This window comes from Spongiactinospora sp. 9N601, assembly GCF_044326295.1.
Taxonomy (GTDB): domain Bacteria; phylum Actinomycetota; class Actinomycetes; order Streptosporangiales; family Streptosporangiaceae; genus Spongiactinospora; species Spongiactinospora gelatinilytica.
Window position 1 is genome coordinate 438,455 of record NZ_JBIRBB010000008.1, and the last position, 24,227, is coordinate 462,681.

Here is a 24,227-nt window from a genome sequence, read left to right on the forward strand (position 1 = left end):
GCCTTGTAAATAGTCGGTACACCAACTAACCTCGGCCGCACCACGATGACGGGAGACCTGCCATGCCTGGACGAATGTCGGGACGAGTGGTCGTGATCACCGGAACCGGCGGAGCCATCGGACGGGCCGCCGCCCTGCGATTCACCGCCGAAGGGGCCACGGTCGTCGGCTGCGATCTCGACGCCGGCTCCGCGGAACGCACCGGGCGCGCGGTGCGGGAGGCAGGCGGCGACCTTCGCTCGCTCGCCCCCCTCGACCTGACCGACGAAGAACAGGTTCAGCGCCTGATGCGCGCCGCGGACGACCTCGGCGGCATCGACGTGCTCTGCAACAACGCGGGTGCCGTACGGCCCGGCGCGGCCCTGGACCTGTCCCGCCAGGACTACGAATGGACCCTGGCCACGACGCTCACCCAGTACTGGATGTGCGCCAAGCACGCGGCCCCGCGGATGAAGGCGGGCGGGGCCATCGTCAACGTCTCCTCCATAGCCGGCGGGCACGCCGGCACCGGCCTGGCCGGGAACCGGCCGCACGTGTTCGCCTACAGCCTGGCCAAGGCCGGGATCAACCGGCTGACCGAGCTTCTCGCCATCGAGCTCGCGCCCCTGGGGATCCGCGTCAACACGATCGCGCCCGGCGTCGTGGAGAACGCCGGCAACCGCGACCTCATCGGCCCCGAGGGGTCGCCGGCCCGGCAGGCGTACCTGGACTCGTTCCTGATCAAGCGCATCGGGCGGCCCGACGACGTGGTGAACGCGGCCCTGTTCCTCGCCGGCGCGGAAGCCGCCTACATCACCGGCGCCCACCTGACGGTCGACGGCGGCTGGACCGTCTCGGCCCAGCAGGGCTGGCCTGCCGCGGAGCCCACCAGGAGGGTGTCATGACAGACGTCGCCATCGTCGCCGCGAGCCGGACCCCGATCGCCAAGGCCGGACGCGCCTACCGCGACGTTCACGCCGCCGACCTGCTCGCCGCCTCCTTCCGCCACTGCGTCGACACGGCGGGCGTCGAGCCGGCCCACGTCGAGCAGGTGCTCGCCGGCTGCACGCACCAGGCGGGCGAGCAGGCGCTCAATGTCGCGCGCAACGCCTGGCTCGCCGCGGGGCTGCCATGGACGGCGGCCGGCACCACGCTCGACACCCAGTGCGGGTCCGGCCAGCAGGCCGTCAACCTCGCCTCCGCGCTGATCGCCGCGGGGCAGGCCGAGGTCGTGCTGGCCGGTGGGGTGGAGTCGCTCAGCCGGGTGCCCATGGACAGCCCCGCCAAGCTCGGCGGCGGCCTGCCGTACCCTCCGTCGCAGCTCAAGCTGTGGGACATGCCGCACCAAGGCGTCGCGGGCGAGCGGATGGCGGCCAAATACGGCATCGACCGCCGCCAGTGCGACGAGTACGCGCTGCGCTCCCACCTGGCCGCGCACGCCGCGTGGGAGGACGGGCGGTTCGACGGCGAGGTGGCCCATGTCCACGGGCCGGACGGCGTGTTGCTGAGCCGCGACGAAGGCATCCGCGCGGACTCCACCCCGCAGGGCCTGGCCGCGCTGAAGCCCGTCTACCGGCCTGACGGCGTCATCACCGCGGGCAACGCCAGCCAGGTGTCGGACGGCAGCGCGGCGGTGCTGCTGGCCTCGCGACGCGCCTGCGACAGGCTCGGCCTGCGTCCCCTCGCCTGGATCCGGCGTGGCCTGGCCGTGGGCGTCGATCCCGGCATCATGATGGAGGGCCCGATCCGCGCCACGACCATGCTGCTGCGCCGCGAAGGGTTGCGGCTCGCCGATATCGACCTGTTCGAGATCCACGAGGCCTACGCGGTCCCGGTGTGCGCGTGGCGCACCGTTCACCCCGTCGAGCTGGAAAGGATCAACGTCGACGGCGGGGCGGTGGGCATCGGCCATCCGTTCGGGGCCTCCGGTGCCCGCCAGCTCGGGCACCTCGTCCACGCGCTGCGCGCCCGCGGCGGCGGGATCGGGTTGCACGCGATGTGCGCGGGTGGCGGCATCGGCACCGGGACGATCATCGATGTCCCCGCCTGAGCCGGGCCGCGCGGCCATCCTCGGCTACGGGGCCTACCTGCCCCGATGGCGCGTGGGCGGCCTGCCGGGACCCCGCTGTTACGTGGACGAGGACACCACCACTCTCGCCGTGGAGGCCGCGCTCGAGGCCGTCGCGGGACGTGCCGGCGACCTCGTCGCCGTCTACCTGTCGACGACCAGGCCCGCGTACATGGAGAAGACCAACGCCTCTCTCCTGCACGCGGTCCTGCGCTGCCCCGAGCACACGGCCGCCTACGATGTCAACGGTTCGGCCCGCTCGGCGGTCGCCGCTTTCGCCTCCGCCGTACGGCAGCCACGCCCGTCGCTGGTCGCCATGGCCGGCATGCAGTACGGCCCACCGGGCGGCCACGAAGAGCTGCACGGCACCGACGCGGGAGCCGCGTTCCTGATCGGCCCTGACCAGGGCGGCGCCATCGCGCGGATCGCCGGACGGGCGTCGCTCACCTTTGAGCTGATGGACCTCTGGCGGCTGCCGGACGAACGTTGGAACCGCAGGTGGGACGCGCGCTTCGGCGCGAGCGTCTACGCCGGGCCGGGCGAGCGGGCGCTGACCGCCGCGCTCGCCGACGCCGGCCGCCCCCGCGACGACCTCGCCACGATCGTGGTCGCCGGGGCCAACACCAAAGCGACGCACGCCGTGTCCAGGCGGCTCGGCGCGGCCCTCCCTCCCGCCGAACTGGGCGACGCGGGCGCCGCCGCCTGGGGCCTCGTCCTGATCGACGCCCTGGAACGGGCCGCTCCGGGCGACCTCGTCGCGGTGATCCTGCTGTCCGACGGCTGCGAGGTGCTCCTGGCCGAACGCACCGGCACGCCGCTCCCGCGCCGCTCCACGCTGCGGGACAAGCTCGCCCGCCCCGCCCTGGCCGCCGACTACCTCGACTACCTCGCCTGGCGCGGCACACTCCCCCGGGAGGCACAGCGCCGCCCCGACCCCGCGCCGCTCTCCGCGCCCGCGGCGTGGCGCTCGGCCAGGTGGAAGTACGGCGGGCTGCGCCCGCCGTACCCGGGCGGGCTGGATCTGCACCGGACGCGTGGCGTGGTGAGCGAGTTCGTCGTGGACCACATCGCGTACGCGCCGCAGCCACCGCTCATCTCCGCGCTCATTCATTTCGACGACGGCCAGAACGCACAGCTCGACCTGACGGACGTGCCGTCCGCCCAGGTCGAGCGTGGCATGCGGGTGGAGGCCACCTTCCGCCGCCTGCACACCAGCGGCGGCACGCACGACTACTTCTGGAAGGTACGGCCCGCGTCGAAGGAGGACTCATGGCCATCCGGGGTGTGAAGGACAAGGTGGTGATCGCCGGCATGGGCTGCACGCGGTTCGGCGACCGCTGGGAGTGCTCGGCCGACGATCTGATCGCCGAGGCGGCCGGTGCGGCGCTGGCATCGGCGGGCATCGGCATTGAGGACGTGGACGCGTACTGGCTGGGCACCTTCTCCAGCGGCAACAGCGGCCTGACGCTGACCTCCGCGCTCGATGTCGGCTACCGGCCGGTCACCCGCGTCGAGAACTACTGCGCGACCGGCTCGGACGCCTTCCGCAACGCCTGCTACGCGGTGGCGGCCGGCGCGTACGACGTCGTCATGGCGATCGGCGTGGAGAAGCTCAAGGACACCGGCCACGCGGGGCTGGTGGTGCCGGGGCCGGGCGGCGACGGCACCGCACCCGGGTTCAGCGGGCCCGCCCCGTTCAGCATGCTGGCCCCGGCCTACGCCCACCGCTACGGGCTGAGCGAGCGGCAGATCCGCACCACGCTGACCCACATCGCCTGCAAGAACCACGCCAACGGGGCGCGCAACGAGCGGGCGCAGTTCCGCGTGCCCGTCCGGCCCGAGCAGGTCGAGAACGCGCCCCTGGCCGCGGGCATGCTCGGCGTCTACGACTGTTCCGGAGTGGCCGACGGCGCGGCGGCGGCCGTCATCACCCGCCCGGGGCTCGCGGCCGACCCGCTCTACGTCAAGGCCCTGTCGCTGTCGGCCGCCCCCGCCGACGGGGCCACGGCCCCCGGCTTCGACTACACGAGCATGCCCGAGGCCGTCCTGTCGGCGCGCGCCGCCTACGCCGCCGCCGGGATCACAGACCCGCCGGCCCAGCTCGCCATGGTCGAACTGCACGACTGCTTCACGCCCACCGAGCTCGTCCTGTACGAGGACCTGGGCCTGTCGCCCAGGGGCGCGGGCTGGCGCGACGCGCTCGACGGCCGCTTCGACCTCGACGGCCCGATACCCGTCAACCCGGACGGCGGCCTGAAGTCCTTCGGCCACCCGATCGGCGCCTCTGGCCTGCGCATGCTCTACGAATGCTGGCTTCAACTGCGCGGAAAGGCCGGCGGACGGCAACTCGAAGGCGGCCGGGGCCTCGCCCTGACCCAGAACCTGGGCGGTCGCCCGGGGGCCTCGGTCAGCTTCGTGTCCGTGGTCGGTGCCGAGGCGGGCTGAACCGCTTGGATTGGAGGAGGGACACATGCCACTGCTGACCGCGCTCGACAGCGCCTTCGCGCGCTATCGCGACCACGTCTGCTTCACACTCGCCGACAAGTCCCGGAGCTGGACCTACGGGGAGATCCACGAGCTGAGCCACCGGGTGGCCGCGGCCTTGCGGGCACAAGGCGATGGTCCCGGCGCGCGCGTCGCGGTGCTCAGCGCCAACGACCCGGTCGCCTTCGCCTGCCAGCTCGGCGTGCTACGCGCCGGCGCGGCGTACGTGCCGCTCAACGTGCGCTCACAGCCCGGGGAACTGGCCGCGCTGCTCACGATGACCGGCTGTGCCACCCTGTTCTACCAGGAAGCGCTCGCCGCCGACGCCGCGCGCGTCCTGGCCGCGGCGCCGGGTGTACGGCAGGCCGTCTCGATCGGCCCCGAGCTGCATGAGTGGATGGGCCCGGCCGGCGTACGCTGCCCGCCGCCGGACGCCGGCCGGGAGGCGCCGGCCTGGATCATGGGGACCGGTGGCACGACGGGAGCGCCGAAGGCCGTCGTCCTGTCCCACCGCTCGATCGCCACCATGGCGCTCGGGCTGGCCGCGCACATGCCGGAGGAACGGCCGGTCCAGATCGCCGCCGCGCCGCTGACCCACGCCGCGGGAGGGCTCACCTTCCCCCTGCTCCTGCAGGGCGGCCGCACGGTCGTGCACCAGGGCGTCGACCCCGGCGCGATCCTGGAGTCGATCGAGCGCGACCGCGTCACCCGCCTCTTTCTGCCGCCCACCGCGATCTACTCCCTCCTGGACCACCCCCGGCTGTCCGCGCACGACTACTCGACGCTGCGCTATTTCCTGTACGGCGCGGCCCCGATGTCCACCGGCAGGCTGCGCGCGGCGCTCGACGCCTTCGGCCCTGTCATGGCCCAGTTCTACGGCCAGGGCGAGGCGCCGACGATCTGCACCTGGCTGAGCCCGGCCGACCACGCCGAGGCCGTCGCCGACCCGGCCAGGTCGGTACGGCTGGCCAGTTGCGGGCGGCCGTCCCTGGTCGCCCGCGTGGCCGTACTCGATGAGAAGGGACGCCCGCTGCCGCCCGGCGAGGTCGGCGAGCTGGCGGTGCGGACGGACCTGCGCATGAGCGGCTACCTGGACGACCCTGAGGCCACCGCCGAGCTGGACCGCGGTGATGGCTGGCAGGCCACCGGCGACCTGGGCCGCCTCGACGACGACGGATTCGTCTACATCGTGGACCGGCTCCGCGACCTGATCATCACCGGCGGCTTCAACGTCTTCCCCAGCGAGGTCGAGCAGGTCCTGTGGGGGCATCCGGCGGTCGGTGACTGCGCCGTGATCGGCCTGCCCGACGACCATTGGGGCGAGGCGGTCACCGCGGTCGTGGAGCTCAAGACCGGCGAGAGCGTGCCGGAGCACGAGCTCATCGAGTTGTGCCGGGACGCGCTCGGGAGCGTGCAGGCGCCCAAGCGGGTGATCTTCCGCGACCTGCCGCGCAGCCCTGTCGGCAAGGTGCTGAAGAAGGAACTGCGCGCCCAGTACTGGGCGGGCCGATCCAGGTCCGTATGAATCCCGACCATCGAAAGGGGACGACCATGTCCGCCGACATCTTGCCCGACGAAGCCCTCGGCCGTACGCACGGTCGCGGCCGGCTCCAGGACCGGCGCGTTCTGGTGATCGGCGCCGGTCAGAAGGACTACCGGCTCGACCACGAACCACCCATCGGCAACGGCCGCGCGATCAGCGTGCTGTGCGCTCGCGAAGGCGCCGCGCTGGCCCTGTCCGACATCGACGAGGACTCCGTGCGCCAGACCGCCCGCCTCGTCGCGGCCGAGGGGGCGCGGGCCCACGTCACGGTGGCCGACTCCAGCGACGAGAGCGGCGTCGAGCGCGTCGTGCGCGAATCCGCGGCGGCACTCGGCGGCCTGGACGGGCTCGTCCTGGTCGTGGGCACGGGCCGGCCCGGCGACCTGCGCTCGACCAGTGTGGAGGACTGGGACTGGACGTTCGCCACCAACGTGCGCTCACACTTCCTCGCCGTCAAGCACGCGCTTCCGCTGCTGTCGCCAGGGGCGGCGATCGTCTTCGTGTCGTCGATCGCCGCCTACACGCCGATCCACGAGATCGTCGCCTACCACTCCTCCAAGGCGGCGCTGGAAGGGCTCAAGAACGTCGTCGCGAGGAAGGCCGCGGCCGGCGGCATCCGCGCCAACATCGTCGTCCCCGGCTTCATCGACACCGCCGCGGGCCGCTGGGGCTCCTCGATCAGCCCCGAGCGCAGGGCCGCCGTGGAGACGCGCAAGGGGACGATCCCGCTGCGCCGCCAGGGAACGGCCTGGGAGATCGCCTATCCGACGGTGTTCCTGCTGTCGCCGGAGTCGAGTTACATCACCGGCCAGACCCTGGTCGTCGACGGCGGCCATCTGTCCCTTCGCGCCTGACATCACCACGAGGAGTGCCATGAACGCCCGCAACATCCGCCGCGTCGTCACCGGAACCAACTCCGCCGGCCGCTCCACCATCATCTCCGACGGCCCGTCGCCGACCGTCGTCGGCGGCCCCGCCTTCACCGCCGTCCAGGCGTGGAGGGTGGAGTCCACCCCCGCCGACCTCGGGCCGGCCGAGACCGCCGAGACCGGCCGGGTGAACATGAACCCGCCGCGGGCGGGCGCGGTGTGCTGGGTCTGCTACATCGAACCCGACAGCGCGTGGCGCTCGGGCGCGGCGGGAACGGGCGCGGAGGCATTCGCCGACGCCTCGGGCGGTGCCGACCCCATGCACGTCACCGACGCGGTCGACTTCGTCCAGGTCATCTCGGGCGAGGTGTACGCGGTGCTGGAGGAGACCGAGACCCTGCTCGGCCCCGGAGACGTCCTCATCCAGCGCGGCACGCCCCACGCCTGGAGCAACCGCTCCACCGAGGTGTGCATACTGGCCTGCGTGGCGATAGGCGCGGATCCGGCGAGCCGCCGGCAGGAGGCAGGGTGACCGACCGGGCAACGATGATCACCTGGGAGGCGGCGCGCCTGTTCGTCGAGCGCGGCTACCACGCGACGGGCATGGACGAGATCGGCGAAGCGGTCGGGATCACCGGTCCGGCCCTCTACCGGCACTTCGCCGGCAAGGGCGAACTCCTGCTCGCCGTCGTGGAGGCCGACACCCGGGGCGCGGAGGCCGAAGTCGCCGAGGTGTACGCGGAGGACGGCTGCCCGGAACACCTCCTGCGCGCCTTGGTGGAAAGGCGCACGCGCAGGGCGCTGACCGACGCCCATCTCATGATCGTCGCCTCCCGGGAGGTGAACAACCTCCCGCCCGGCCGCCGCCCGGCCATGGTGCGCCGCCGTCGCCTCGTCCGCGAGGAGTGGGCCCACCTGGTCGCCGAATGCCGGCCCGAGCTGAACGACCCGGAGACCCGGGCGATGGTCGACGGCGTCCAAGCGATCATCTACGGGCTCGGCAGTGCCGAGGCGAAGAGCATGGTGCTCGATGTCCTGTTCCCCCGCAGGCACACCGGGACGTGCCCCTGCTCCTGATGATCAGGGGCCTCCGGCCGGGCTGGATCGCGTACGCCTCGTCGATCGTGAGCCCGGCGAATCGGCCGGTCAGTGGTTCTACCGGCCGGCCGGTGCGGTAGGCGTCCAGCAGCTCGCCGGCGAGCTTGTCACGCTCCGGCATGTCGATGACCGCACACTGGGCAGGAATCGTCACCATCGTGCGGGGGCGTGATGGATGGCGTCGGCCACCTCGGCCGGGGCGGTGGCGAAGACGGCGTGCCCCGCGTCCAGGGTCACCTGGGTGTACGCGGTCGCGGGGGCCGGTTCGTCGGCATGCCGGATCATCACGTCCTGGAGCGCGACGGGGAGGGCACGATCGCGGGTCGTGCGGCTGTAGGTCCGTGGCCCCGGTCGGCGAGGTGAGGAACGAGATCGGCTGGTCGGGCGTGAGAGCGGCGGCCATGGCGTTGTGTCGCGCGACCGGGAGGGGAGGCGCGCTCCTGGCGCTGCCGCAGGCGGGCGACACGCTGAAGTTCTGGAAGTCCGGCCGGTGGGGCCGCTCGGCGCGGCGTTCTCGCGATGTGGGGGAAGACCCGTATGTCCAGCTACACCGCCGAGCTCGCGCCCCAGACCAGCCCGCATCCCTCGGCCACGAGCCACCGATAACGAATCTCGGCGTGACCTACGGCATTCGCCGAAATAGTTTCACCTTCACATGTCGGCATGTGCAGCGGGGGACCCAATGTGCCGCTCCCGGTATTCCTCTGCTCACCTGGTCCAGCCGGCTACCTGACGGAGTGCCGAGGCGGCGTGGCCAGAAAGAGAAAAATATTCACTTATTGAGGCCGTGAGCTGTGACACAGATCACACTTTAGAATTTATGCAGATGTAAGGCCTAAACGCAGGGGTGATCATATTGCTGGAATGATTTCAAGGCCTTGAAAAGAGTGACCAGACAACATAGCCATAGGAGTTGATCACCGATTTTCATCCTCTCTCCCCCTTTTGGAGTCGTCGTGTCGGACAACCCCACCAGCCCCGTCGTACGCAACGCCGCCCCCATCCAGATCGCCACCATCTGGGGATCAGACCGCTTCACCGCCACCACCCCCAACACCTGGATCGATCTGCCCGGCGCCACCATCCCACTGAGCGTCGGCCAGGGGACTCCCAGCTTTGGCGCGCTGTTCATCGCCACCTTCTCCGCCGAATCCCTGGTCAAGATCCAGGGCGACAACGGAGTGGCCTTCCTGGACATCACCTTCGGCGGTCAGGATCCCCACCCCATCAGCGACAACCACCGCTTCGACTCCTCCATCGACCAGGCCAGCGAATGGCGCAGCATCACCACCGTCCGCGTCGCGGAGATTCCGCCCACCATCCCGGTGGTCAACGCCACCGCCCAGGTGCGGCTGCAGTACGCCGGCGGCACCATCGTCGAGGCCGGTGTGCAGAACTGGGTACTGACCATCCAGCGCTACGCCTGACCCGTCGATCCCCCGCCGTAAACAATCGGCGACCCGGCGCCTTTCCGGCAGTCAGACAGCCGACTGGGTGCACATCGTGATCGATGTGTCGCGCGACCCCGTGGCCTCGCCACTTCTCACAGCACGAACGACACTTCCTGAAGCAGCCGGCCTGGCTGCTTATCGAGACGGCCTTCGGAGAATGGACGGAAACGGGCCGATGGGGCTGGGTCGCGGACGACCGATGTGGGGGGCGCTCCCCGGCCGTACCGGCCGGGGAGCGCGTGTACACCGAGGGCGAGTTGGAGCCGGTCGCCTCCGTAGCCGAAGTGCTCGTGCACCCGCACGAAGCGGCCGGTGTTGTTGTGGTAGGAGCCGGCCCGGTCGTTGAAGCTGCAGTCGTCGAGCCGGGCCATGTCACGGTCAGCGCGCAAGATCAGGCCTCGGTCGCTGTTGGGGTTGTAGGCGAAAGTGCTCGTACAGGCACAAGTAGCCGGTCGGGCACTGGCCCAGGCCCTTGCCGGGGACGACCGTCGCCTCGGCGTAGGCCCCCTACTCGGGTCCGCGTCGCCAGCCGCAAAGTAACGCTGGCTGGTATCCGCCGAAGATCCAAAAGATTTGGCTGACCAGCACACATAGCTCCGATGAATGCCGATAACTTCCGGTTTCGTTCGTCCTAGAGATCCATAAGACGGCTCCACGTAGGTGGCTCATGCTGGGGGCTGGCCGTAGGCCCGCCGGTAGCGGTCGTGCAGGCGGTGCACGTCCTCGCCGGGGATCGGGCGCGGCGTGCCGAGCTGACGGGCGAGGTGGGTCGTCCGCGCGACGTCCTCGCACATGACCGCGGCCTTCACCGCCGCCGCCGGGGTCCGCCCGATGGCGAAGACGCCGTGGTTGCGCATCAGCACCGCGGGCGAACGCGAACCGCGCAGGGTGGCCACGACGCCGCGGCCGATGTCGTCGCCGCCGATGAGCGCGAACGGCCCGACCGGGATCTCGCCGCCGAACTCGTCGGCCATCGCGGTCAGGACACACGGGATCGGCTCGCCGCAGGCCGCCCACGCGGACGCGTACGGCGAGTGGGTGTGGACGATGCCGCCGATCTCCGGCATGTGCCGGTAGACGTACGCGTGCGCCGCCGTGTCGCTGGACGGCGACCACTCCCCCTCGACCACCCCGCCGTGCAGGTCGCACACCACCATCGCGTCGGCGGTCAGGTCGGAGTAGCGCACCCCGCTGGGCTTGATGACCAGCAGGTCCTCCCCCGGCACGCGCGCCGACACGTTCCCCGAGGTCCACGCCACGAGTCCGTGCCTGGTCAGCTCGCCGTGCAACTCGGCCACGATGGTCCGCACGTCGTCAAACATCAAAGGACCACTCCGGATGCCGGCTGATCGGGTGGTCGGCGGTCTCCCTGGTCGCGGTGAGCAGGGCGTCGTCGTGCTCCTGCAACAGGGTGATCGGATATTCCACGGTCTGCCCGCTGAACAGCGCCACCCGCAGCGCCGTCTGCTTCCAGGCCCCCGTGTCGCTGAACAGCCGGATCTTGCGGGCGGAGAGCACCTCCCGCAGGCCGAGGGTCACCGACATCGGCGGCACGAACTGGTAGGCCCCGCCGAGCTTGCGCTGTCCTAGCGCGAGGACCGTGTCGACGTTGTTCTCCTGGACGCGCACAGAGGACGTGCGCAGCTCGTCCACGGTGATCTCACTCAGCGCGTTCCGCCTGGCCTGGTTGTAGGCCACGTGCCCGTCCTGGCCCCAGCCGCCGTACATCAGATCGATCGGCCCGGACTCGATCGCCTCAAGAACGGCCTCGATGGTCTCCGGTTCGAGCCAGTGCCGGTGGGCGTCCGGCACCGCCAACTGGGGCCGGACCGGGTCGTAGAAGTGCCGCTGCATGTAGCCGCGGAACGAGTACGGGTGGGTACGGGGCAGCGTCCTTCCCTGCCAGTCCAGGCATTCGTCCATGTGGAACACCTCGACGTGGCTCAAGCTCAACGACGCCTTGTTCACCATCCGGGTGAACGGCCGCAGCCATTCGACCGGGCCGCACGGGATGATCACCCGGAACATGCGGTCCTGCACGGCCGCGGCGCGCACGTCGTCGAGCAGTTCCGTGGCCATCAGGTTCGCCATCTCCGCAGGCCCCGCGCACAACCGCAGCGCAATCCTGCGGTCCGGATGGCCGGCCAGGTCATCGACCGGGACGCTGCACCAGGTATACAGATCCTTCTTGTTCACTTGGCCTGCTCTCTCGGCTGGAAAGGGTCATTTGATGCCGGACATCGTCATGGTCGCGATGAACTGGCGCTGGACGAGGACGAAGCCGACGATCAGCGGGAGGGTCGCCACGACGTTCCCGCTCATCAGCATCGGCCAGTCGGTGCGGCGCGGGCCTTGGAAGTTGGCGAGCCCGAGCTGGATCGTGTACCACCGCTCGTCGCTGATGGCCACCAGCGGCCACAACAGGTCGTTCCATGAGCCCAGCAGCGTGAAGATCGTCAGGGTGGCCAGCGCCGGGCGGGCGAGCGGCAGGACGATCCGCCAGAACACCCCGAACGTCGAGCAGCCGTCGATCCTGGCGGCGTCTTCGAGTTCCACAGGGAGCGACAGGAAGAACTGCCGCATCAGGAAGATCCCGAAGGCCGACGACAGCCATGGCACGATGGCTGCGGCAAGCGTGTCCACCAGGCCGAACCTGCTGAACATCACGTAGGTCGGGATCATCAGCAGTTGGGTGGGGATCATGATCGTCGCCAGGATGGCCAGGAATCCGATCCGCCGCCCGACGAACCTCAGCCGCGCGAAGCCGTACCCGGCCGCCGAGCACAGGACCAGGTGGGACAGCACCGCCACGCCCGCGACGATCACCGAGTTGCCCAGCCACCGCAGGGCCGGGGCGTTGGTGAACAGCCCGACGTATCCGCTGATCTGCGGCGACCTGGGGAGGTAGCGCGGCGGGTAGGAGTTGATCTCCGCCGCCGACATGAACGACGTCAGGATCATCTGGACCAGCGGGAAGGCGAAGACCAGTGCGACCGGCATGAGCAGCAGGTGCCACGGATCGAACGGCCGGCGCAGCCGCCGTCGGCGGACCGGCACCGGAGGCGGGGGCGCGGCCTCTCGCAGGACCGGCGTGGTCAGCATCAGAACGCCTCGATCCGCTTGAACCGGGCGTACACCATCATCCCTATCGTGATGAGCACGCTCACCACGAAGAGCGACAGCGCCGCGGCCGAGCCGTAGCCGTATTCGGCGCGTTCAAAGGCATGGTGGTAGATGAAATAGACGATCGTCCGCGTCGCCCCCACCGGGCCGCCGCGCGTCGTGGTGAACACCACGTCGAAGAGCTGGAGGGCGGTGATGGTCTGCCACACCGCCGCGAAGATCGTGACCGGGAGCAGTTGCGGGAGCGTCACCCGCCGGAACATCTGCCAGCGCGAAGCGCCGTCGATCTGGGCGGCCTCGTAGAGCGCGGCCGGAATGTCCTGGAGAGCGGCCAGATAAACGACCACCGTGAAACCCAGTGCCCCCCACAACGCGACCAGGCAGAGCACGAACATCGCCTGCCCGGGGTCCTCCAGAAAACCCTGCGCGGGAATGCCGAACATCCGCAGCCCGCCGTTCACGATGCCGGTCCGCGGCTCGAAGACGAAATTCGCCAGAATTCCGGTCGCGGCGGCCGACGTGACGAACGGCACGAATATGCAGGTGCGGTAGAAGGCCAGGAACCGGATCCGCCGGTTCAGCGCCACGGCCAGCAGGACGCCAAGGACCAGGGAGGCGGGCACGAAAACCGCGGTGAAGAACACCGTGTGCCCCACCGCGTCGTACAGCTCCGGGTCGGCCAGCAGCGCGGTGTAGTTGCGAGATCCCACGTATCTGGGGGCGGTGATGCCGTCCCAGCGCTGTTGCGAGAGGAGCAGCGACCACGCGGCGGGGAATATCGACAACCCCACGATGATCAGTGTCGCCGGGCCGACGAACAGCCAGGCCGTGGCGTTCCTGCGAATCGAGACGGCCGGCCTCGGCCGCTCGCCGCGGGTCGATTGTCCGCCGGACTCGCGCGGGGTCAATTGTCCGCCAGACTCGCGTCGGACTTACGGGCGGCGGTGTCGAGCGCCTCGCGCACGCCAATGGTTCCCTGAAGGACGGCTGCGATCGCCTCCCCGGCATTGCGCGACAACGTCACGTACCAGTCGTCGGTCGGCCGCGCCTGTTTGTCGTTGACCAGGTTGCGCACCATCACATCGACCCCGGGAAACCGCTTCACGAACCGCTCGTACTCCGGCGTGCCACGCTCCGACGCGCGCAGCGGGAGATTTCCCGTGGCCATCGTCCACCGGGGGTCGATCTCCGGCGAGGTCAGCCACTTCAGCAGTTGGAAACTCCAGTAGGCGCGATCGGCATCCTGGTGGTCGAACGCGGTCCACACGTCAGGGCCGGAAACCGTCTGGTGGTCTCCGTCGTATCCGGGCAGGATCTGCACGCCGTACGGCGTCTTGGCCTCGACGAAGGTGTAGAGCGACCACGGACCGGTGATGAGCATCCCCAGGTGCCCGCCCGCGAACATCGGGTCGCTCTTCTCGTCGGTCTGGTCGATGAACACGCTCTTGTCGTCCACCGCCATCGTGCGCCAGAACTCGAGCGCCCGCACCCCGGCCGGCGAGTTGAACGCGGCCTTTCCATCGGGCTCGGCGATCTTGCCGCCGAGTTGCCACAGTTGCGGCCACAGCCGCCAGGTGGTGTCCTCGCCCCCGCTCACGTGGTAGGCCGTGCCCCAGGTCTGGGTGGCCGGGTCGGTGATCTTCTTGGCCGCGGCCCGGAAGTCGTCCCAGGTCCACTCCGGCGTCGGGTACGGGATGCCGTTCTGGTCGAACAGCTTCTTGTTGTAGACCAGGGCGAGATCGTCCACCAGGGAGGGGAAGCCGATCACCTTGCCGCCGGGGCTGCACGCGCTCCGTGCGGAGCTGGAGAACTCCATCCACTTCACCGACGGGTCCTTGACCCATTGGGTGAAGTCGAGCGTCCGGCCGCTGGCGGCCAGCCGGCCGGTCCAGCTTCCGTAGGTGTAGGAGATGTCCGGATATTTCGACGTGGCGAACGCGGCGGTCAGCTTCTGCAACAGCTCGGTCGTGGTCGGCGCGCCGGACGACACCTCGATCGTGACGTTCGGGTGCAGCTTGGAGAACTCCTGCGCGAGGTTCTGCAGCACCCGCTGTGGTTCGTCGGCCTGCCCGGTCCACCAGACCAGCGTGACCGGGGCCTCCGGGTCGGCGGGTCCCTGCCCGCCGCCCCCGGCGCAGCCGGTGAGCAGCGGTCCGGCGAGCAGCAGGCACGCGACGACGCCGCGTACGGTCTTCCTGGGAGCCATGGCTGCCTCCTGGGGGGCCGACCGGTGGGGGGAAGTGCGGGGCTCCGGCGGCGTTAGGCCCGTACCGTCGCCCGGTAGCGGTAGCGATCGGCGCGATATTGGATGACCCCTCGCTCGATCGGCCGCCGCTCGGCGTCCAAGAACAGTTGCCGGACCTTCAGGAGCGGAGAGCCCTCCTCGACGTCCAGCAGGGTGGCGTCCTCGGTGTCCGCGACGATCGCCTCGATCTCCAGGTCGGCGCTGGTCGGCGGGGCGCCCGCGGCGCGGAACGCGTCGTGCAGTGAAGCGGTGGAGAAGTCGGTGGCCAGCGCGTCCGGCAGCAGGTCGCCGGGGACCAGACTGTGATCGACGGCCACCGGCAGGCCGTTGAGCCTGCGCAGCCGGCGCAGCGAGAACAGATCCGCGCCCGGGACCAGGCCGAGTTGCTCGGCCTCCTCGAAGGTCGCCGGCCGGATCTCCTGGGTGAGCACCTCGGAGTCGGGGACGTGTCCTTTCGACCGGGCCATCTCGCTGAAGCTCATCAGCTTGCCCGGTGGCTCGGCGATGGGCGCGCCGTCCGGCGCTCCCGTACGGCCCGGCGCGGCCACGAACCAGCCGCGACCGGCCCGCGCCTCGACCAGGCCGCGGCTCTGCAACTCGGCCAGCGCCTGCCGGAGGGTCATCCGGCTGACCGCGAAGCGGCGGCACTGGGCGGCCTCCGACTGGAGCCGGGAGCCCGCCTCGGCGGCCCGCAGCTCGTCCGCCAGGATCGCCGCGATCTGTTCCCAGCGCGGCCCGGCGGACTTGGACGAGACGTCCTCCAGCGTGGTGTTTCCGTCCTTCTCCACGCCGCCATGCTGCCGACCGCCGACCATACCTGTCAATAGATGAGCAGACAGGTTATTGACATGTCTATACAGCAGGACACAGGATCTCCCCAAAGGCCGGGCGAGGCTGAAAGGAAACGTGTCGTGACGGATCTTCCGCTGGCCGAGTTCCGGCCCCGATCGCAGGTCGTCCAGCCGGAGCATCGGGTGGAGCGCGCCCGATGTCCCGCCGTCGACGCGCACGCGCACCTCGGCCGCTGGCTGTCCGGCTGGGCCGGGCGGGACGGCGAATGGGCGATATCGGACGTCGCCAAATGGCTGGAGGAGATGGACGCGTACAACGTGCGCGCCTTCGTGAACCTGGACGGGCGGTGGGGCGCGGAGCTGGAGGCGAACCTCGATCGCTTCGACCGCGCCTTCCCCGGCAGGGTGGCCACCTTCTGTCACGTGGACTGGTCGGCGCTCGCCACGCCTGGACACGATTTGGTCAAAGACCTTGCCGCTTCGGTCCGTGCGGGCGCGGCCGGGCTGAAGGTGTGGAAGGACCTCGGCCTGCGGGTCCGCGACCACCTGGGCGAACTCGTCCTGCCCGACGACCCCCGGCTCGGCGGCCTATGGTCGGCCGCCGGAGAGCTGGGCGTCCCGGTCTGGTGGCACGTGGCCGATCCGGTCGCCTTCTTCCAGCCGGTCGACGGACGCAACGAGTACCTGGAGCTGCTCACCGACCGGCCCGACTGGTCGTACGCGGGCGACGCCTTCCCGCCCTTCCATCGGCTGATCGACGCGATGGAGTCGGTGGTCGCGGCACATCCGCGTACCACGTTCGTGGGCGTGCACGGCGGCAACTACGCCGAGAACCTCGGCTGGGTGCGGCGGATGCTCGACACCTACTCCAACCTGCACATCGACATCGCCGCCCGCATCGCGCAACTCGGCCGCCGGCCGCGGGCCACCAGGGATCTCCTCCTCGCCCACCCGGACCGCGTGCTCTTCGGCACCGACGAGATCCCGCCCACCGGCGAGAGCTACCCGATCCACTTCCGGTTCCTGGAGACGGCCGACGAGTGCTTCCCGCACTCGCTGGAGGACCCGCCGCCGTTGGGCCGGTGGACCATCTCCGGCCTGGACCTGCCGGACGAGGTACTGGCCAAGGTGTACGCAGGCAACGCACTCAGACTCTTACCTCACCTGGAGGTACGCGCATGACGAAGGTCGCACTGGTCGGCGCGGGCGGGTACGAGTTCCCGCTGCGCCTGATGAACGACTTCCTCGCCTTTCCCAGCCTTCAGGACGCCGCCTACGCGCTGATGGACATCGACCCGGCGGCGCTGACCCGCGCGGACCGCCTGATCCGCCGGTTGGTCCAGGCCCGGAGGGTTCCGGCCCGGGTCGAGCCGACGACGGACCTCCGCAAGGCGCTGTCCGGCGCGGACTTCGTCGTCACCTGCTTCCAGGCGGGCGGGCGCGAGGCGTACGCGCACGACATGGAGATCCCGCGCCGGTACGGAATCGACCAGACCGTCGGCGACACGCTCGGTCCCGGCGGCGTCTTCCGCGGCCTGCGGTCGATGCGCGCCCTCGATGACGTGGTCCGAGGCATGGCCGAACTCTGCCCTGACGCGCTGCTGCTCAACTACGCCAACCCGATGTCGGTCAACTGCTGGTTCGCGTCCGCCGCGGGGGCGAGGACGGCCGGGCTCTGCCACTCGGTGCGGCACACCGCCGACGAACTGGCCGCGATCCTGGGTTACCGCCCCGGCGACTGGAGCTTCCGCGCGGCCGGGATCAACCACCAGGCGTGGATGCTGGAGTTCCGCCACCGCGGCGTGGACGTACGAGCCGAGCTGGCCGCCGCGGTCAACGCCTACCGCCGCGGCGACCGCGAGCCCGCTGAGCCGATCGACGAGTGGTACGCGGGCGGACGCGAGGCCGTACGCACCGAGATCCTGAACCTCACCGGCTACTTCCCGACCGAGTCCAGCCACCACGCGTCCGAGTACTATCCGCACTTCCGGCGCACACCGGCCGACGTGGCCGGCCATCTGCCGCGGCGCTGGGACTATCTGGAGATCACCGGGGCCCAGACCGACACCGACCAGGAGCTGCTGGCCGAGCGGCTCGCCGCCGGGGAACCCGAGGCCGGCGAGGAGTACGCGGCGTGGATCGCCGACTCCATCGTCACCGACACCCCGCGCACGGTCTACGGGAACGTGCCCAACACCGGTCTGATCACCAATCTGCCGGACGGATGCTGCGTGGAGGTCCCCTGCCTGGTGGACGGCTCCGGTGTCCAGCCCACCCACGTCGGGCGGCTGCCGTCCGCGTGCGCCGGGATCAACCTCGCGTCCATCGGGTTCCAGGGGTGTGTGGTCGACGCCTACCGGCAGCGGTCCAGGGACCTAGTGTACGCCGCGGTCTCCCTGGACCGGCTCACCGGCTCCCTGCTCGGCCTGGACCAGATCCGCGCGATGACCGACGAACTGATCGAAGCGGAGCGACCGTGGTTGCCGGACTTCGGCGGCTGACCGCCTGCGAGGTGGTGATCGGCACCGGCGGGATCGGCTCGGGTGTCGTCTTCGCCCTGGACTCCGAGCACGCGATCAGGCGCGAGGAGAGCCGGGCCGCCGACCTGCTCGACAGCCGGGATTACGGCAAGTTGCACATCGTCTGCCACTACCTGCGCACACTGCTGAGACCGGATCTCCCGGTCGTACCGGTCGGCGCGGTCGGCGCGGACGAACGGGGGTCCGCGCTGCTCGCCGAACTTCGCGCGGTCGGGCTCGACGCCACGCACGTGCGGATCGACGCGAGCCGCCCGACGTTGTTCGCCGCGTGCTTCGTATATCCATCCGGCGAGGGCGGGAACCTCACCGCCAGGAACTCTGCGAGCGCGAGCGTCGGCCTCGCCGACATACGGGTGGTGTCGCCGGTCTTCCGCCGCCACCGGGGCAAGGGGGTGGCGCTGGCGCTGCCCGAGGTACCGCTGCCCGCGCGGTCCGCGCTGCTCGACCTCGCCACCGAGCACGGCTTCTTCCGCGTCACGTCGTTCGTCAGCGGGGAGGCCGAGGAGGCGGAAGCACTGCTGCCGCGTACGGACCTGCTGGCCGTCAACATCGACGAGGCACGCGCACTCGTCCGGTCGCGGCATCCCGACCCCGCCGCCATCGTCACGGCGGCCGTCGATCGGCACCCCGGCCTCAACATGGTCATCACCGCCGGAACCTCCGGCTCATGGGCCTGGGACACCGAGAGGCTGACCCACTCCCCGGCCCATCCTGCACGGGTCGCCAGTACGGCGGGCGCGGGCGACGCCTACCTCGCCGGCGTCCTCGCGGCCCTCATCCAGGGCCGCACCCTCGCGGACGCCGCCCGGTACGGCGCGGTGGTCGCCATGCTCAAGGTCACCAGCCCCCACACCATCAACCCCGACATCACCGCCGAAACCGTCACCACAGCCCTCTACCGTCTCCGGAGCTGAGACTCCGCGCGGCGGGGGGCATGCCGCCGCGGCCGAGGTCGGGGCGGGGCGACCTCGGCCGCGACGGTGTGACCCTCGGCAGCGACGCGGACCAGGCAGTACACCACTGTCAGCGCGTCAACGACCGCTTTCGCGGATCAGCCGGGCATGCACACCCTCACCCTAGGCAGCGGCCTGCCTACGCGGACCCTACGAAAGTACGGTCTTGCGGCGCCGCGAACACCACCATCGCGGCTCCCCCCGCACCTTCACCCCACGGTCGAATCAGTGCATGTCCTACCCAACAACACGGGCCCTGCTGATCTGCGGGGCCGTCGCACCGCTCGCCTCGCTGCTGGTGTTCCACCTCGACATGGTGTTCCGCGCCGGGTACGACCCGCTGCGCCACGCGCCGAGCTTGATGATGACCGGTGACCGCGGCCCACTGCAGATCGCCAACTTCGTGATCACCGGAACGCTGATGATCGCGTGCGCCGCCGGGATACGGCGTGCGCTGCCTGCCGGGCGCGGTGCTCGATGGGGTCCGCGGCTGGTGGCGGTGTACGGCGCAGCCATGATCGCCGCAGGGGTGTTCGTCACCGATCCGCAGCTCGGCTATCCACCGGGAACCCCGTCAGACCTCCTGCCCGGCGTGAACGCCCAGGCGAGCTGGCACGGGCACCTGCACTGGATGACGGCGTTCGTCGTCTACGCCGCCACGACCCTCGCCTGCTTGACCTTCGCCCGGCGCTTCGCCGCCGAGCCCGGCGGGCGGGCCTGGGCGGCCTTCCTCGCCGCCAACGGCGTCCTGGCGCCGTTGATCATGTACGGCGGCAGCCTCATTCTCCAGCCGCTGGCCATCTCCGGCGAGTGGTACGCGGTCCTCGACGGGATCGCGGGCCGGATGGTCATCCCGCTCGGCTGGATCTGGGCCGCGCTGGTGCCACTTCGCCTGCTCAGGACGCGTGCCGCCATGGAGGCACATTCATGATCGAGATCTCCCGGCTCACCAAGGCGTACGGCACGGGACGTGCTGTTGACCAGCTCACGTTCACCGTCAAAGCGGGCGTTGTCACCGGATTCCTCGGCCCGAACGGCGCAGGCAAATCCACCACGCTGCGCCTGGTGGTGGGGCTGGACCGGCCGACGCAGGGGACGGCGACCGTGGCCGGACGCCGCTACGCCGACCTGGCCCATCCGCTGCGCACCGTCGGCGCCCTGCTCGACGCGCGCGCCGTGCACCCACACAGGACGGCCCGCGACCATCTGCGCTGCCTGGCGGCGAGCGGTGGTATCCCCGACCGCCGCGTCGACGAGGTGCTCGGCCTCGTCGGCCTCGAACAGGCGGCGCACCGGCGGGCGGGGGCGTTCTCGCTCGGCATGAGCCAACGGCTGGGGATCGCGGCGGCACTCCTGGGCGACCCCGAAGTGCTGATCTTCGACGAACCGGTGAACGGCCTGGACCCCGAAGGCATCAGGTGGATCCGCGAACTCGTACGGAACCTGGCCGCCGAGGGGCGCACCGTCCTCGTCTCCAGCCATCTGATGAGCGAGATGGCACTGACCGCGGACCACCTGATCGTGATCGGGCGGGGCCGTCTCCTGGCCGACACGGGGTTGGCGGAGCTCACCGGCTCACAGTCGGTGCTGGTACGAGCCGCGCGATCGGCCGAGCTGGCCCGTCTCCTCTCAGGCGAGGGGGCCTCGATCCGGTGGTCCGGATCGGCGTTGACCGTCACCGGCATGGACAGTGCCGCCATCGGAGCACTCGCCGCGGCCCGCGGGCTGCCTCTGACCGAGCTGACGCCTCAGCGGGCCACCTTGGAGCAGGCGTACATGGATCTCACCCGCGACAGCGCCGAATTCAGCGGAGTATGGGGAGCGGACCGGTGAAGGCAGCGCTGCGGGGCGAATGGCGTAAGCTGCGCACGCTCCGGTCCACCTCCTACTGCCTCATCGCCTTGGCGATCCTGAGCATCGGCTTCGGGGCGCTGTTCAGCGGCGGCGCGAGCGAGATCTACCAGGAGCGGCCTGCGGACTTCGACCCCACCGCCCTCAGCCTCCAAGGTGGGATGATGTTCGGCCAACTCGTCGTCGGCCTCCTGGGCGTGCTGTCGATCACCTCCGAGTACGCCACCGGCACGATCCGCGCAAGCCTGACCACGGTGCCCCGGCGCGGCCGGCTGTTCGCCGCCAAGGCCGTCGTCGTCGGCCTGGTCGCCGCCGTCGCGGGGCTGACAGCGGCGCTCGGCTCGTTCCTCATCGGCCAGGGTGCCCTCGCCGCGAGCGGGGTGCCGCACGCCAGCATCGGCGATCCAGAGGCGGTCCGGGCCGTCCTTGGGGGCGGGCTCTACCTCGCGCTGATCGGGCAGCTCGGCCTGGCGCTGGGATTTCTGACCCGGTCCACCGCCGCCGGCGTCACCCTGCTGACGTCGATGACCGTCCTCGTCCTGGCCGTACTGCAACTGCTGCCGCCGGAGGTCGCCGGTCTCTGGCCGACCGTCGCCGGCGCGCAGGTCGTCACGACGCTCCCGCACTCGTCGCCCTGGCCCGGCTTCCTGTTGTACACCGGCTTCGTCGCCGTGCTCACAGGAGCCGCCCTCCTGACGTTCCGCCGCAAGGACGCATGAGTGCAGTGGCCTGCGGGATGACACCTGCCAGGGCTCAGGGCAGAAGCGTGCCCACCCGCTTGACCGTACGGATCACGGGGGCGGTCTCCAGCTCGCGCACGCCGTGGAGCGGCGCTACCCGCTCGGTGAGGTAGCGGTACAGGGCGCGGGTGTCGCGGCAGGTCACCCCGGCCATGAGGTTGGTCGGGCCGGTGGTGGCCGCCACCACGTCGGCCTCGGGGTGCGCGGCCATCGCGGCGCCGACCGAGGCCAGGGCCGACGGCTCCACCTTCATCCACAACCAGGCCTCGGCGTGGTAGCCCAGGGCCTGCACCGGGATCTCAACGTCGAACCTGAGCGCGTCGCTGGACCGCAACTGATCGAGGCGGCGTCGTACGGTGGTTTGTGACCACCCGCTGGCCGCCGCCAGCCGCCGTACCCGGCCCGCCCGTCCTGGGCCAGCACACGCAACAGGGCGCGATCCTCCCCGCTCAGGGAGCTCTCCATCTCGTACGGCGGGGCCGGCCGCAACCGCTCGGCCTGCTCGTGGGAGAGCACGGCGACCCGGCTGCGCCATCCCGCGAACATGTGCAGGGTCGCGTGCGCGGACATGGCGACGATGCGTGGGGTACGAGGCAGCTTCTTCAACAGCAGGGCGTCGCCGTCCTGGTCGCCGCCTGCCTGGACGCCACAGGCGATCTCGGTGCCGCCGGACAGCAGGCGGACCCAGACGGTGTCGTCGCGGCGGGCGAGCGCCTCGGCCACCGGCCCGGCCGCATCCGGCGTGCACACCAGGCGCACCGACCACGAGATATACCCGAAGCGCTGGCCGTTGAGCAAGCCGACGACCCGCAGGACGCCCTGTGTGCGTAGCTTGCGGTAGCGGCGGGCGACGGTGTGCTCAGACACGTCGAGCACCTCGGCGATCGCGCGGAAGGAGGCGCGCCCGTCGATCTGGAGTGCGTGCACGAGGGCGTGGTCCATCGCATCAAGTGCGCTAGTTTTCGCCATGTTTCATTGTCACATGCGGCTTTTTGTCGCCAAGTGGCTTGTGAGCTGCATTGCCGCCGAGCCGGCGCGACCGTTGACGCATGAGCACATACCTTGTCTTCGGAGCTACCGGACATGTCGGCAGGAGGGTGGCCGAGCGGCTGGCCAGGGGCGGCGCCGCCGTCCGAGCCAAGCTGATCGGTGAGGCCATCGGCCGCCGGTTGCGCTGGCAGGAACCGTCGCCGGCGCAGGAGCGCGCCCGGCTGCTGGCCGACCCCGACTTCCCCGACGGCTTCGTCGAGGAGTTGCTCGCCGGCTGCGCCACGATGGCGGCGGCCCCACCTGCGGCCGTCACTTCCACCGTGCGCGACATCACGGGGGCGCCGGCCACGGCGCTGTCGGCGTGGGCCGCCGAGCACGCCGCGGACTTCGGCGGTGGGCAGCGGTGAGGGTGATCGTCATCGGGGCCGGTCTCGGTGGGCTGGCCCTGGCGAGCGGGTTACGTCGGGCTGGGCTCGACGTGGCCGTCTACGAGCGCGACCCCCGCCCGCTCATCCGGCGCCAGGGCTACCGCCTGCACCTGAGCGATGTGGGCATCGACGCGCTGACCAGCGTGATGACGCCCGAGCGATGGGCGGAGTTCCAGGCCACCACCTACACTCCCGAGCCACGCTTCGTCCGCCTTGATCCCGCGCTCGAAGTGCTGGAAATCCTTGAGTTGGGCGGGCGGCACCTGTCGATCGACCGGCGGACGCTGCGGGAGGCGCTGAAGGCCGAAGTTGCCGGGATGGTCACCTTCGGCAAGCGGCTGACCGGCTTCGAGAGCTGGGCAGACCGCGTGACAGCGCGCTTCGACGATGGCTCAACCGTCACCGGCGAGGTGCTGGTCGGCGCCGACGGCATCAATTCCGTAGTACGCCGCCAGTACCTGCCGCACGCCCGCATCGCCGGCACCGGCCTGATCCAGCTCTACGGCAAGATCCCATCCGAGCAGGCCGAAGGCATGGGCAACGTGTTCACCGCGATCACCGGCCCGGGCCATCGCATGGTGGGAGTCGCTCCCACCCGCGACTACGCCACCTGCTCCTTCGGCGCCCGCGCCGAAGACCTCCCGCCCGACCTCCACCTGATGTGCCAGGAGCGGCTCAGAGCCACGGTCACGGAGCTGACGGACGGCTGGCATCCCCTCATCCAGAAAATGATCGCCGCCTGGCGGGAGATTTTCCCGCTGACCCTGCGCACCAGCGTCCCGATCCCACCATGGAAGACCACCCGCGTCACCCTCCTCGGCGACGCCGCCCACGCCATGAGCCCAGCGGCCGGAGCCGGGGCCAACCTCGCCATGCGTGACGCGGCGGCGCTGGCCGCGGCCCTGATCCGGGGCGGCCCGCTCATCCCGGCGCTGCGCGCGTATGAACAGGAGATGATCGACTTGGGGTTTGCCGCGGTCCGCATCTCCGCGGCCAACGGTGCCCGCGTCCTCGGCCAAGCCCCCCTGCCCGCCGGCTGACCTCGGGGCGAGCCCGATTCCTCGAACGCGGTGG

The 24,227-nt window shown here is 70.6% G+C and carries 27 protein-coding genes; 17 read left to right on the top strand and 10 right to left on the bottom strand.

Going from position 1 to position 24,227, the window contains the following annotated elements; translation table 11 throughout:
* Positions 1 to 92: 92 nt before the first annotated feature.
* The 8 genes from ACH34R_RS22000 to ACH34R_RS22035 are packed head-to-tail and all read left to right on the top strand — an operon-like array spanning position 93 to position 8,020.
* A complete protein-coding gene (locus tag ACH34R_RS22000) occupies positions 93 to 884 on the top strand; it encodes an SDR family NAD(P)-dependent oxidoreductase (RefSeq protein ID WP_397563335.1) in 792 nt (263 codons plus the stop codon).
* On the top strand, positions 881 to 2,029 hold the full coding sequence (locus tag ACH34R_RS22005; RefSeq protein ID WP_397563336.1) for a thiolase family protein: 1,149 nt from the start codon (positions 881 to 883) through the stop codon (positions 2,027 to 2,029). The genes ACH34R_RS22000 and ACH34R_RS22005 overlap by 4 nt, the downstream gene beginning before the upstream one ends.
* A complete protein-coding gene (locus ACH34R_RS22010; protein WP_397563337.1) occupies positions 2,016 to 3,335 on the top strand; it encodes an OB-fold domain-containing protein in 1,320 nt (439 codons plus the stop codon). The genes ACH34R_RS22005 and ACH34R_RS22010 overlap by 14 nt, the downstream gene beginning before the upstream one ends.
* On the top strand, positions 3,317 to 4,492 hold the full coding sequence (locus tag ACH34R_RS22015) for an acetyl-CoA acetyltransferase (protein WP_397563338.1): 1,176 nt from the start codon (positions 3,317 to 3,319) through the stop codon (positions 4,490 to 4,492). Before ACH34R_RS22010 ends, ACH34R_RS22015 begins: the two co-directional genes overlap by 19 nt.
* 25 nt (positions 4,493 to 4,517) lie before the next feature.
* A complete protein-coding gene (locus ACH34R_RS22020; RefSeq protein ID WP_397563339.1) occupies positions 4,518 to 6,056 on the top strand; it encodes an AMP-binding protein in 1,539 nt (512 codons plus the stop codon).
* Positions 6,057 to 6,082: 26 nt separating this feature from the next.
* Positions 6,083 to 6,928, top strand: a complete 846-nt coding sequence (locus tag ACH34R_RS22025; RefSeq protein WP_397563340.1) for an SDR family NAD(P)-dependent oxidoreductase — start codon at positions 6,083 to 6,085, stop codon at positions 6,926 to 6,928.
* Between the two features lie 19 nt (positions 6,929 to 6,947).
* Entirely contained in the window at positions 6,948 to 7,475 is a 528-nt protein-coding gene (locus ACH34R_RS22030) for a cupin domain-containing protein (protein WP_397563341.1), read from the top strand.
* Positions 7,472 to 8,020, top strand: coding sequence for a TetR/AcrR family transcriptional regulator (locus tag ACH34R_RS22035; protein WP_397563342.1), 549 nt, complete (start codon positions 7,472 to 7,474; stop codon positions 8,018 to 8,020). Before ACH34R_RS22030 ends, ACH34R_RS22035 begins: the two co-directional genes overlap by 4 nt.
* Positions 8,021 to 8,191: 171 nt before the next feature.
* On the opposite strand, the gene ACH34R_RS22040 is transcribed toward ACH34R_RS22035, so the two are convergent.
* Positions 8,192 to 8,326, bottom strand: a complete 135-nt coding sequence (locus tag ACH34R_RS22040) for a hypothetical protein (RefSeq protein ID WP_397563343.1) — start codon at positions 8,324 to 8,326, stop codon at positions 8,192 to 8,194.
* Positions 8,327 to 8,997: 671 nt separating this feature from the next.
* On the opposite strand from ACH34R_RS22040, the gene ACH34R_RS22045 reads away from it, so the two are divergent.
* The gene (locus ACH34R_RS22045; protein WP_397563344.1) at positions 8,998 to 9,468 is read left to right on the top strand and encodes a hypothetical protein; all 471 of its coding nucleotides are present in this window, start codon (positions 8,998 to 9,000) and stop codon (positions 9,466 to 9,468) included.
* Positions 9,469 to 9,584: 116 nt separating this feature from the next.
* Here the strand turns inward: ACH34R_RS22045 and ACH34R_RS22050 are convergent, their stop codons facing one another.
* From ACH34R_RS22050 to ACH34R_RS22080, 7 genes are all read right to left on the bottom strand, one after another.
* A complete protein-coding gene (locus ACH34R_RS22050; protein ID WP_397563345.1) occupies positions 9,585 to 9,881 on the bottom strand; it encodes a hypothetical protein in 297 nt (98 codons plus the stop codon).
* A 276-nt stretch (positions 9,882 to 10,157) separates the two neighbouring features.
* The gene (locus ACH34R_RS22055) at positions 10,158 to 10,814 is read right to left on the bottom strand and encodes an L-ribulose-5-phosphate 4-epimerase (RefSeq protein ID WP_397563346.1); all 657 of its coding nucleotides are present in this window, start codon (positions 10,812 to 10,814) and stop codon (positions 10,158 to 10,160) included.
* A complete protein-coding gene (locus tag ACH34R_RS22060) occupies positions 10,807 to 11,688 on the bottom strand; it encodes a 6-phosphogluconolactonase (protein ID WP_397563347.1) in 882 nt (293 codons plus the stop codon). The genes ACH34R_RS22055 and ACH34R_RS22060 overlap by 8 nt, the downstream gene beginning before the upstream one ends.
* 27 nt (positions 11,689 to 11,715) lie before the next feature.
* Positions 11,716 to 12,594, bottom strand: coding sequence for a carbohydrate ABC transporter permease (locus ACH34R_RS22065; protein ID WP_397563348.1), 879 nt, complete (start codon positions 12,592 to 12,594; stop codon positions 11,716 to 11,718).
* Positions 12,594 to 13,523: a carbohydrate ABC transporter permease gene (locus ACH34R_RS22070; protein ID WP_397563349.1), complete on the bottom strand. Its 930-nt coding sequence runs from the start codon at positions 13,521 to 13,523 to the stop codon at positions 12,594 to 12,596. Before ACH34R_RS22070 ends, ACH34R_RS22065 begins: the two co-directional genes overlap by 1 nt.
* Positions 13,520 to 14,821, bottom strand: coding sequence for an ABC transporter substrate-binding protein (locus ACH34R_RS22075; RefSeq protein ID WP_397563350.1), 1,302 nt, complete (start codon positions 14,819 to 14,821; stop codon positions 13,520 to 13,522). The genes ACH34R_RS22070 and ACH34R_RS22075 overlap by 4 nt, the downstream gene beginning before the upstream one ends.
* A gap of 53 nt (positions 14,822 to 14,874) precedes the next feature.
* Entirely contained in the window at positions 14,875 to 15,648 is a 774-nt protein-coding gene (locus ACH34R_RS22080; protein WP_397563351.1) for a GntR family transcriptional regulator, read from the bottom strand.
* Positions 15,649 to 15,771: 123 nt separating this feature from the next.
* On the opposite strand from ACH34R_RS22080, the gene ACH34R_RS22085 reads away from it, so the two are divergent.
* The 6 genes from ACH34R_RS22085 (at position 15,772) to ACH34R_RS22110 (ending at position 21,714) form a co-directional block, all read left to right on the top strand.
* Complete coding sequence (locus ACH34R_RS22085) at positions 15,772 to 16,833, top strand: amidohydrolase family protein (RefSeq protein WP_397563352.1); 1,062 nt, start codon at positions 15,772 to 15,774, stop codon at positions 16,831 to 16,833.
* Positions 16,830 to 18,152 (top strand): hypothetical protein, encoded by a 1,323-nt coding sequence (locus ACH34R_RS22090; protein ID WP_397563353.1) that lies wholly within the window; start codon positions 16,830 to 16,832, stop codon positions 18,150 to 18,152. Before ACH34R_RS22085 ends, ACH34R_RS22090 begins: the two co-directional genes overlap by 4 nt.
* Positions 18,128 to 19,105: a carbohydrate kinase family protein gene (locus ACH34R_RS22095; RefSeq protein ID WP_397563354.1), complete on the top strand. Its 978-nt coding sequence runs from the start codon at positions 18,128 to 18,130 to the stop codon at positions 19,103 to 19,105. Before ACH34R_RS22090 ends, ACH34R_RS22095 begins: the two co-directional genes overlap by 25 nt.
* 271 nt (positions 19,106 to 19,376) lie before the next feature.
* Positions 19,377 to 20,075 (top strand): DUF998 domain-containing protein, encoded by a 699-nt coding sequence (locus ACH34R_RS22100; protein ID WP_397563355.1) that lies wholly within the window; start codon positions 19,377 to 19,379, stop codon positions 20,073 to 20,075.
* A complete protein-coding gene (locus ACH34R_RS22105) occupies positions 20,072 to 20,977 on the top strand; it encodes an ABC transporter ATP-binding protein (protein WP_397563356.1) in 906 nt (301 codons plus the stop codon). The genes ACH34R_RS22100 and ACH34R_RS22105 overlap by 4 nt, the downstream gene beginning before the upstream one ends.
* Complete coding sequence (locus ACH34R_RS22110; protein ID WP_397563357.1) at positions 20,974 to 21,714, top strand: ABC transporter permease; 741 nt, start codon at positions 20,974 to 20,976, stop codon at positions 21,712 to 21,714. Before ACH34R_RS22105 ends, ACH34R_RS22110 begins: the two co-directional genes overlap by 4 nt.
* Positions 21,715 to 21,748: 34 nt before the next feature.
* On the opposite strand, the gene ACH34R_RS22115 is transcribed toward ACH34R_RS22110, so the two are convergent.
* Together ACH34R_RS22115 and ACH34R_RS22120 are read right to left on the bottom strand one after the other, a co-directional pair.
* On the bottom strand, positions 21,749 to 21,988 hold the full coding sequence (locus ACH34R_RS22115) for an Lrp/AsnC family transcriptional regulator (protein ID WP_397563358.1): 240 nt from the start codon (positions 21,986 to 21,988) through the stop codon (positions 21,749 to 21,751).
* A complete protein-coding gene (locus tag ACH34R_RS22120; RefSeq protein WP_397563359.1) occupies positions 21,985 to 22,677 on the bottom strand; it encodes an Lrp/AsnC family transcriptional regulator in 693 nt (230 codons plus the stop codon). The genes ACH34R_RS22115 and ACH34R_RS22120 overlap by 4 nt, the downstream gene beginning before the upstream one ends.
* Before the next feature lie 107 nt (positions 22,678 to 22,784).
* Here ACH34R_RS22120 and ACH34R_RS22125 point away from each other — a divergent pair, with 107 nt between their 5' ends.
* Positions 22,785 to 23,132, top strand: coding sequence for a hypothetical protein (locus tag ACH34R_RS22125; RefSeq protein WP_397563360.1), 348 nt, complete (start codon positions 22,785 to 22,787; stop codon positions 23,130 to 23,132).
* Entirely contained in the window at positions 23,129 to 24,193 is a 1,065-nt protein-coding gene (locus ACH34R_RS22130) for an FAD-dependent oxidoreductase (RefSeq protein ID WP_397563361.1), read from the top strand. The genes ACH34R_RS22125 and ACH34R_RS22130 overlap by 4 nt, the downstream gene beginning before the upstream one ends.
* Positions 24,194 to 24,227: the final 34 nt, after the last annotated feature.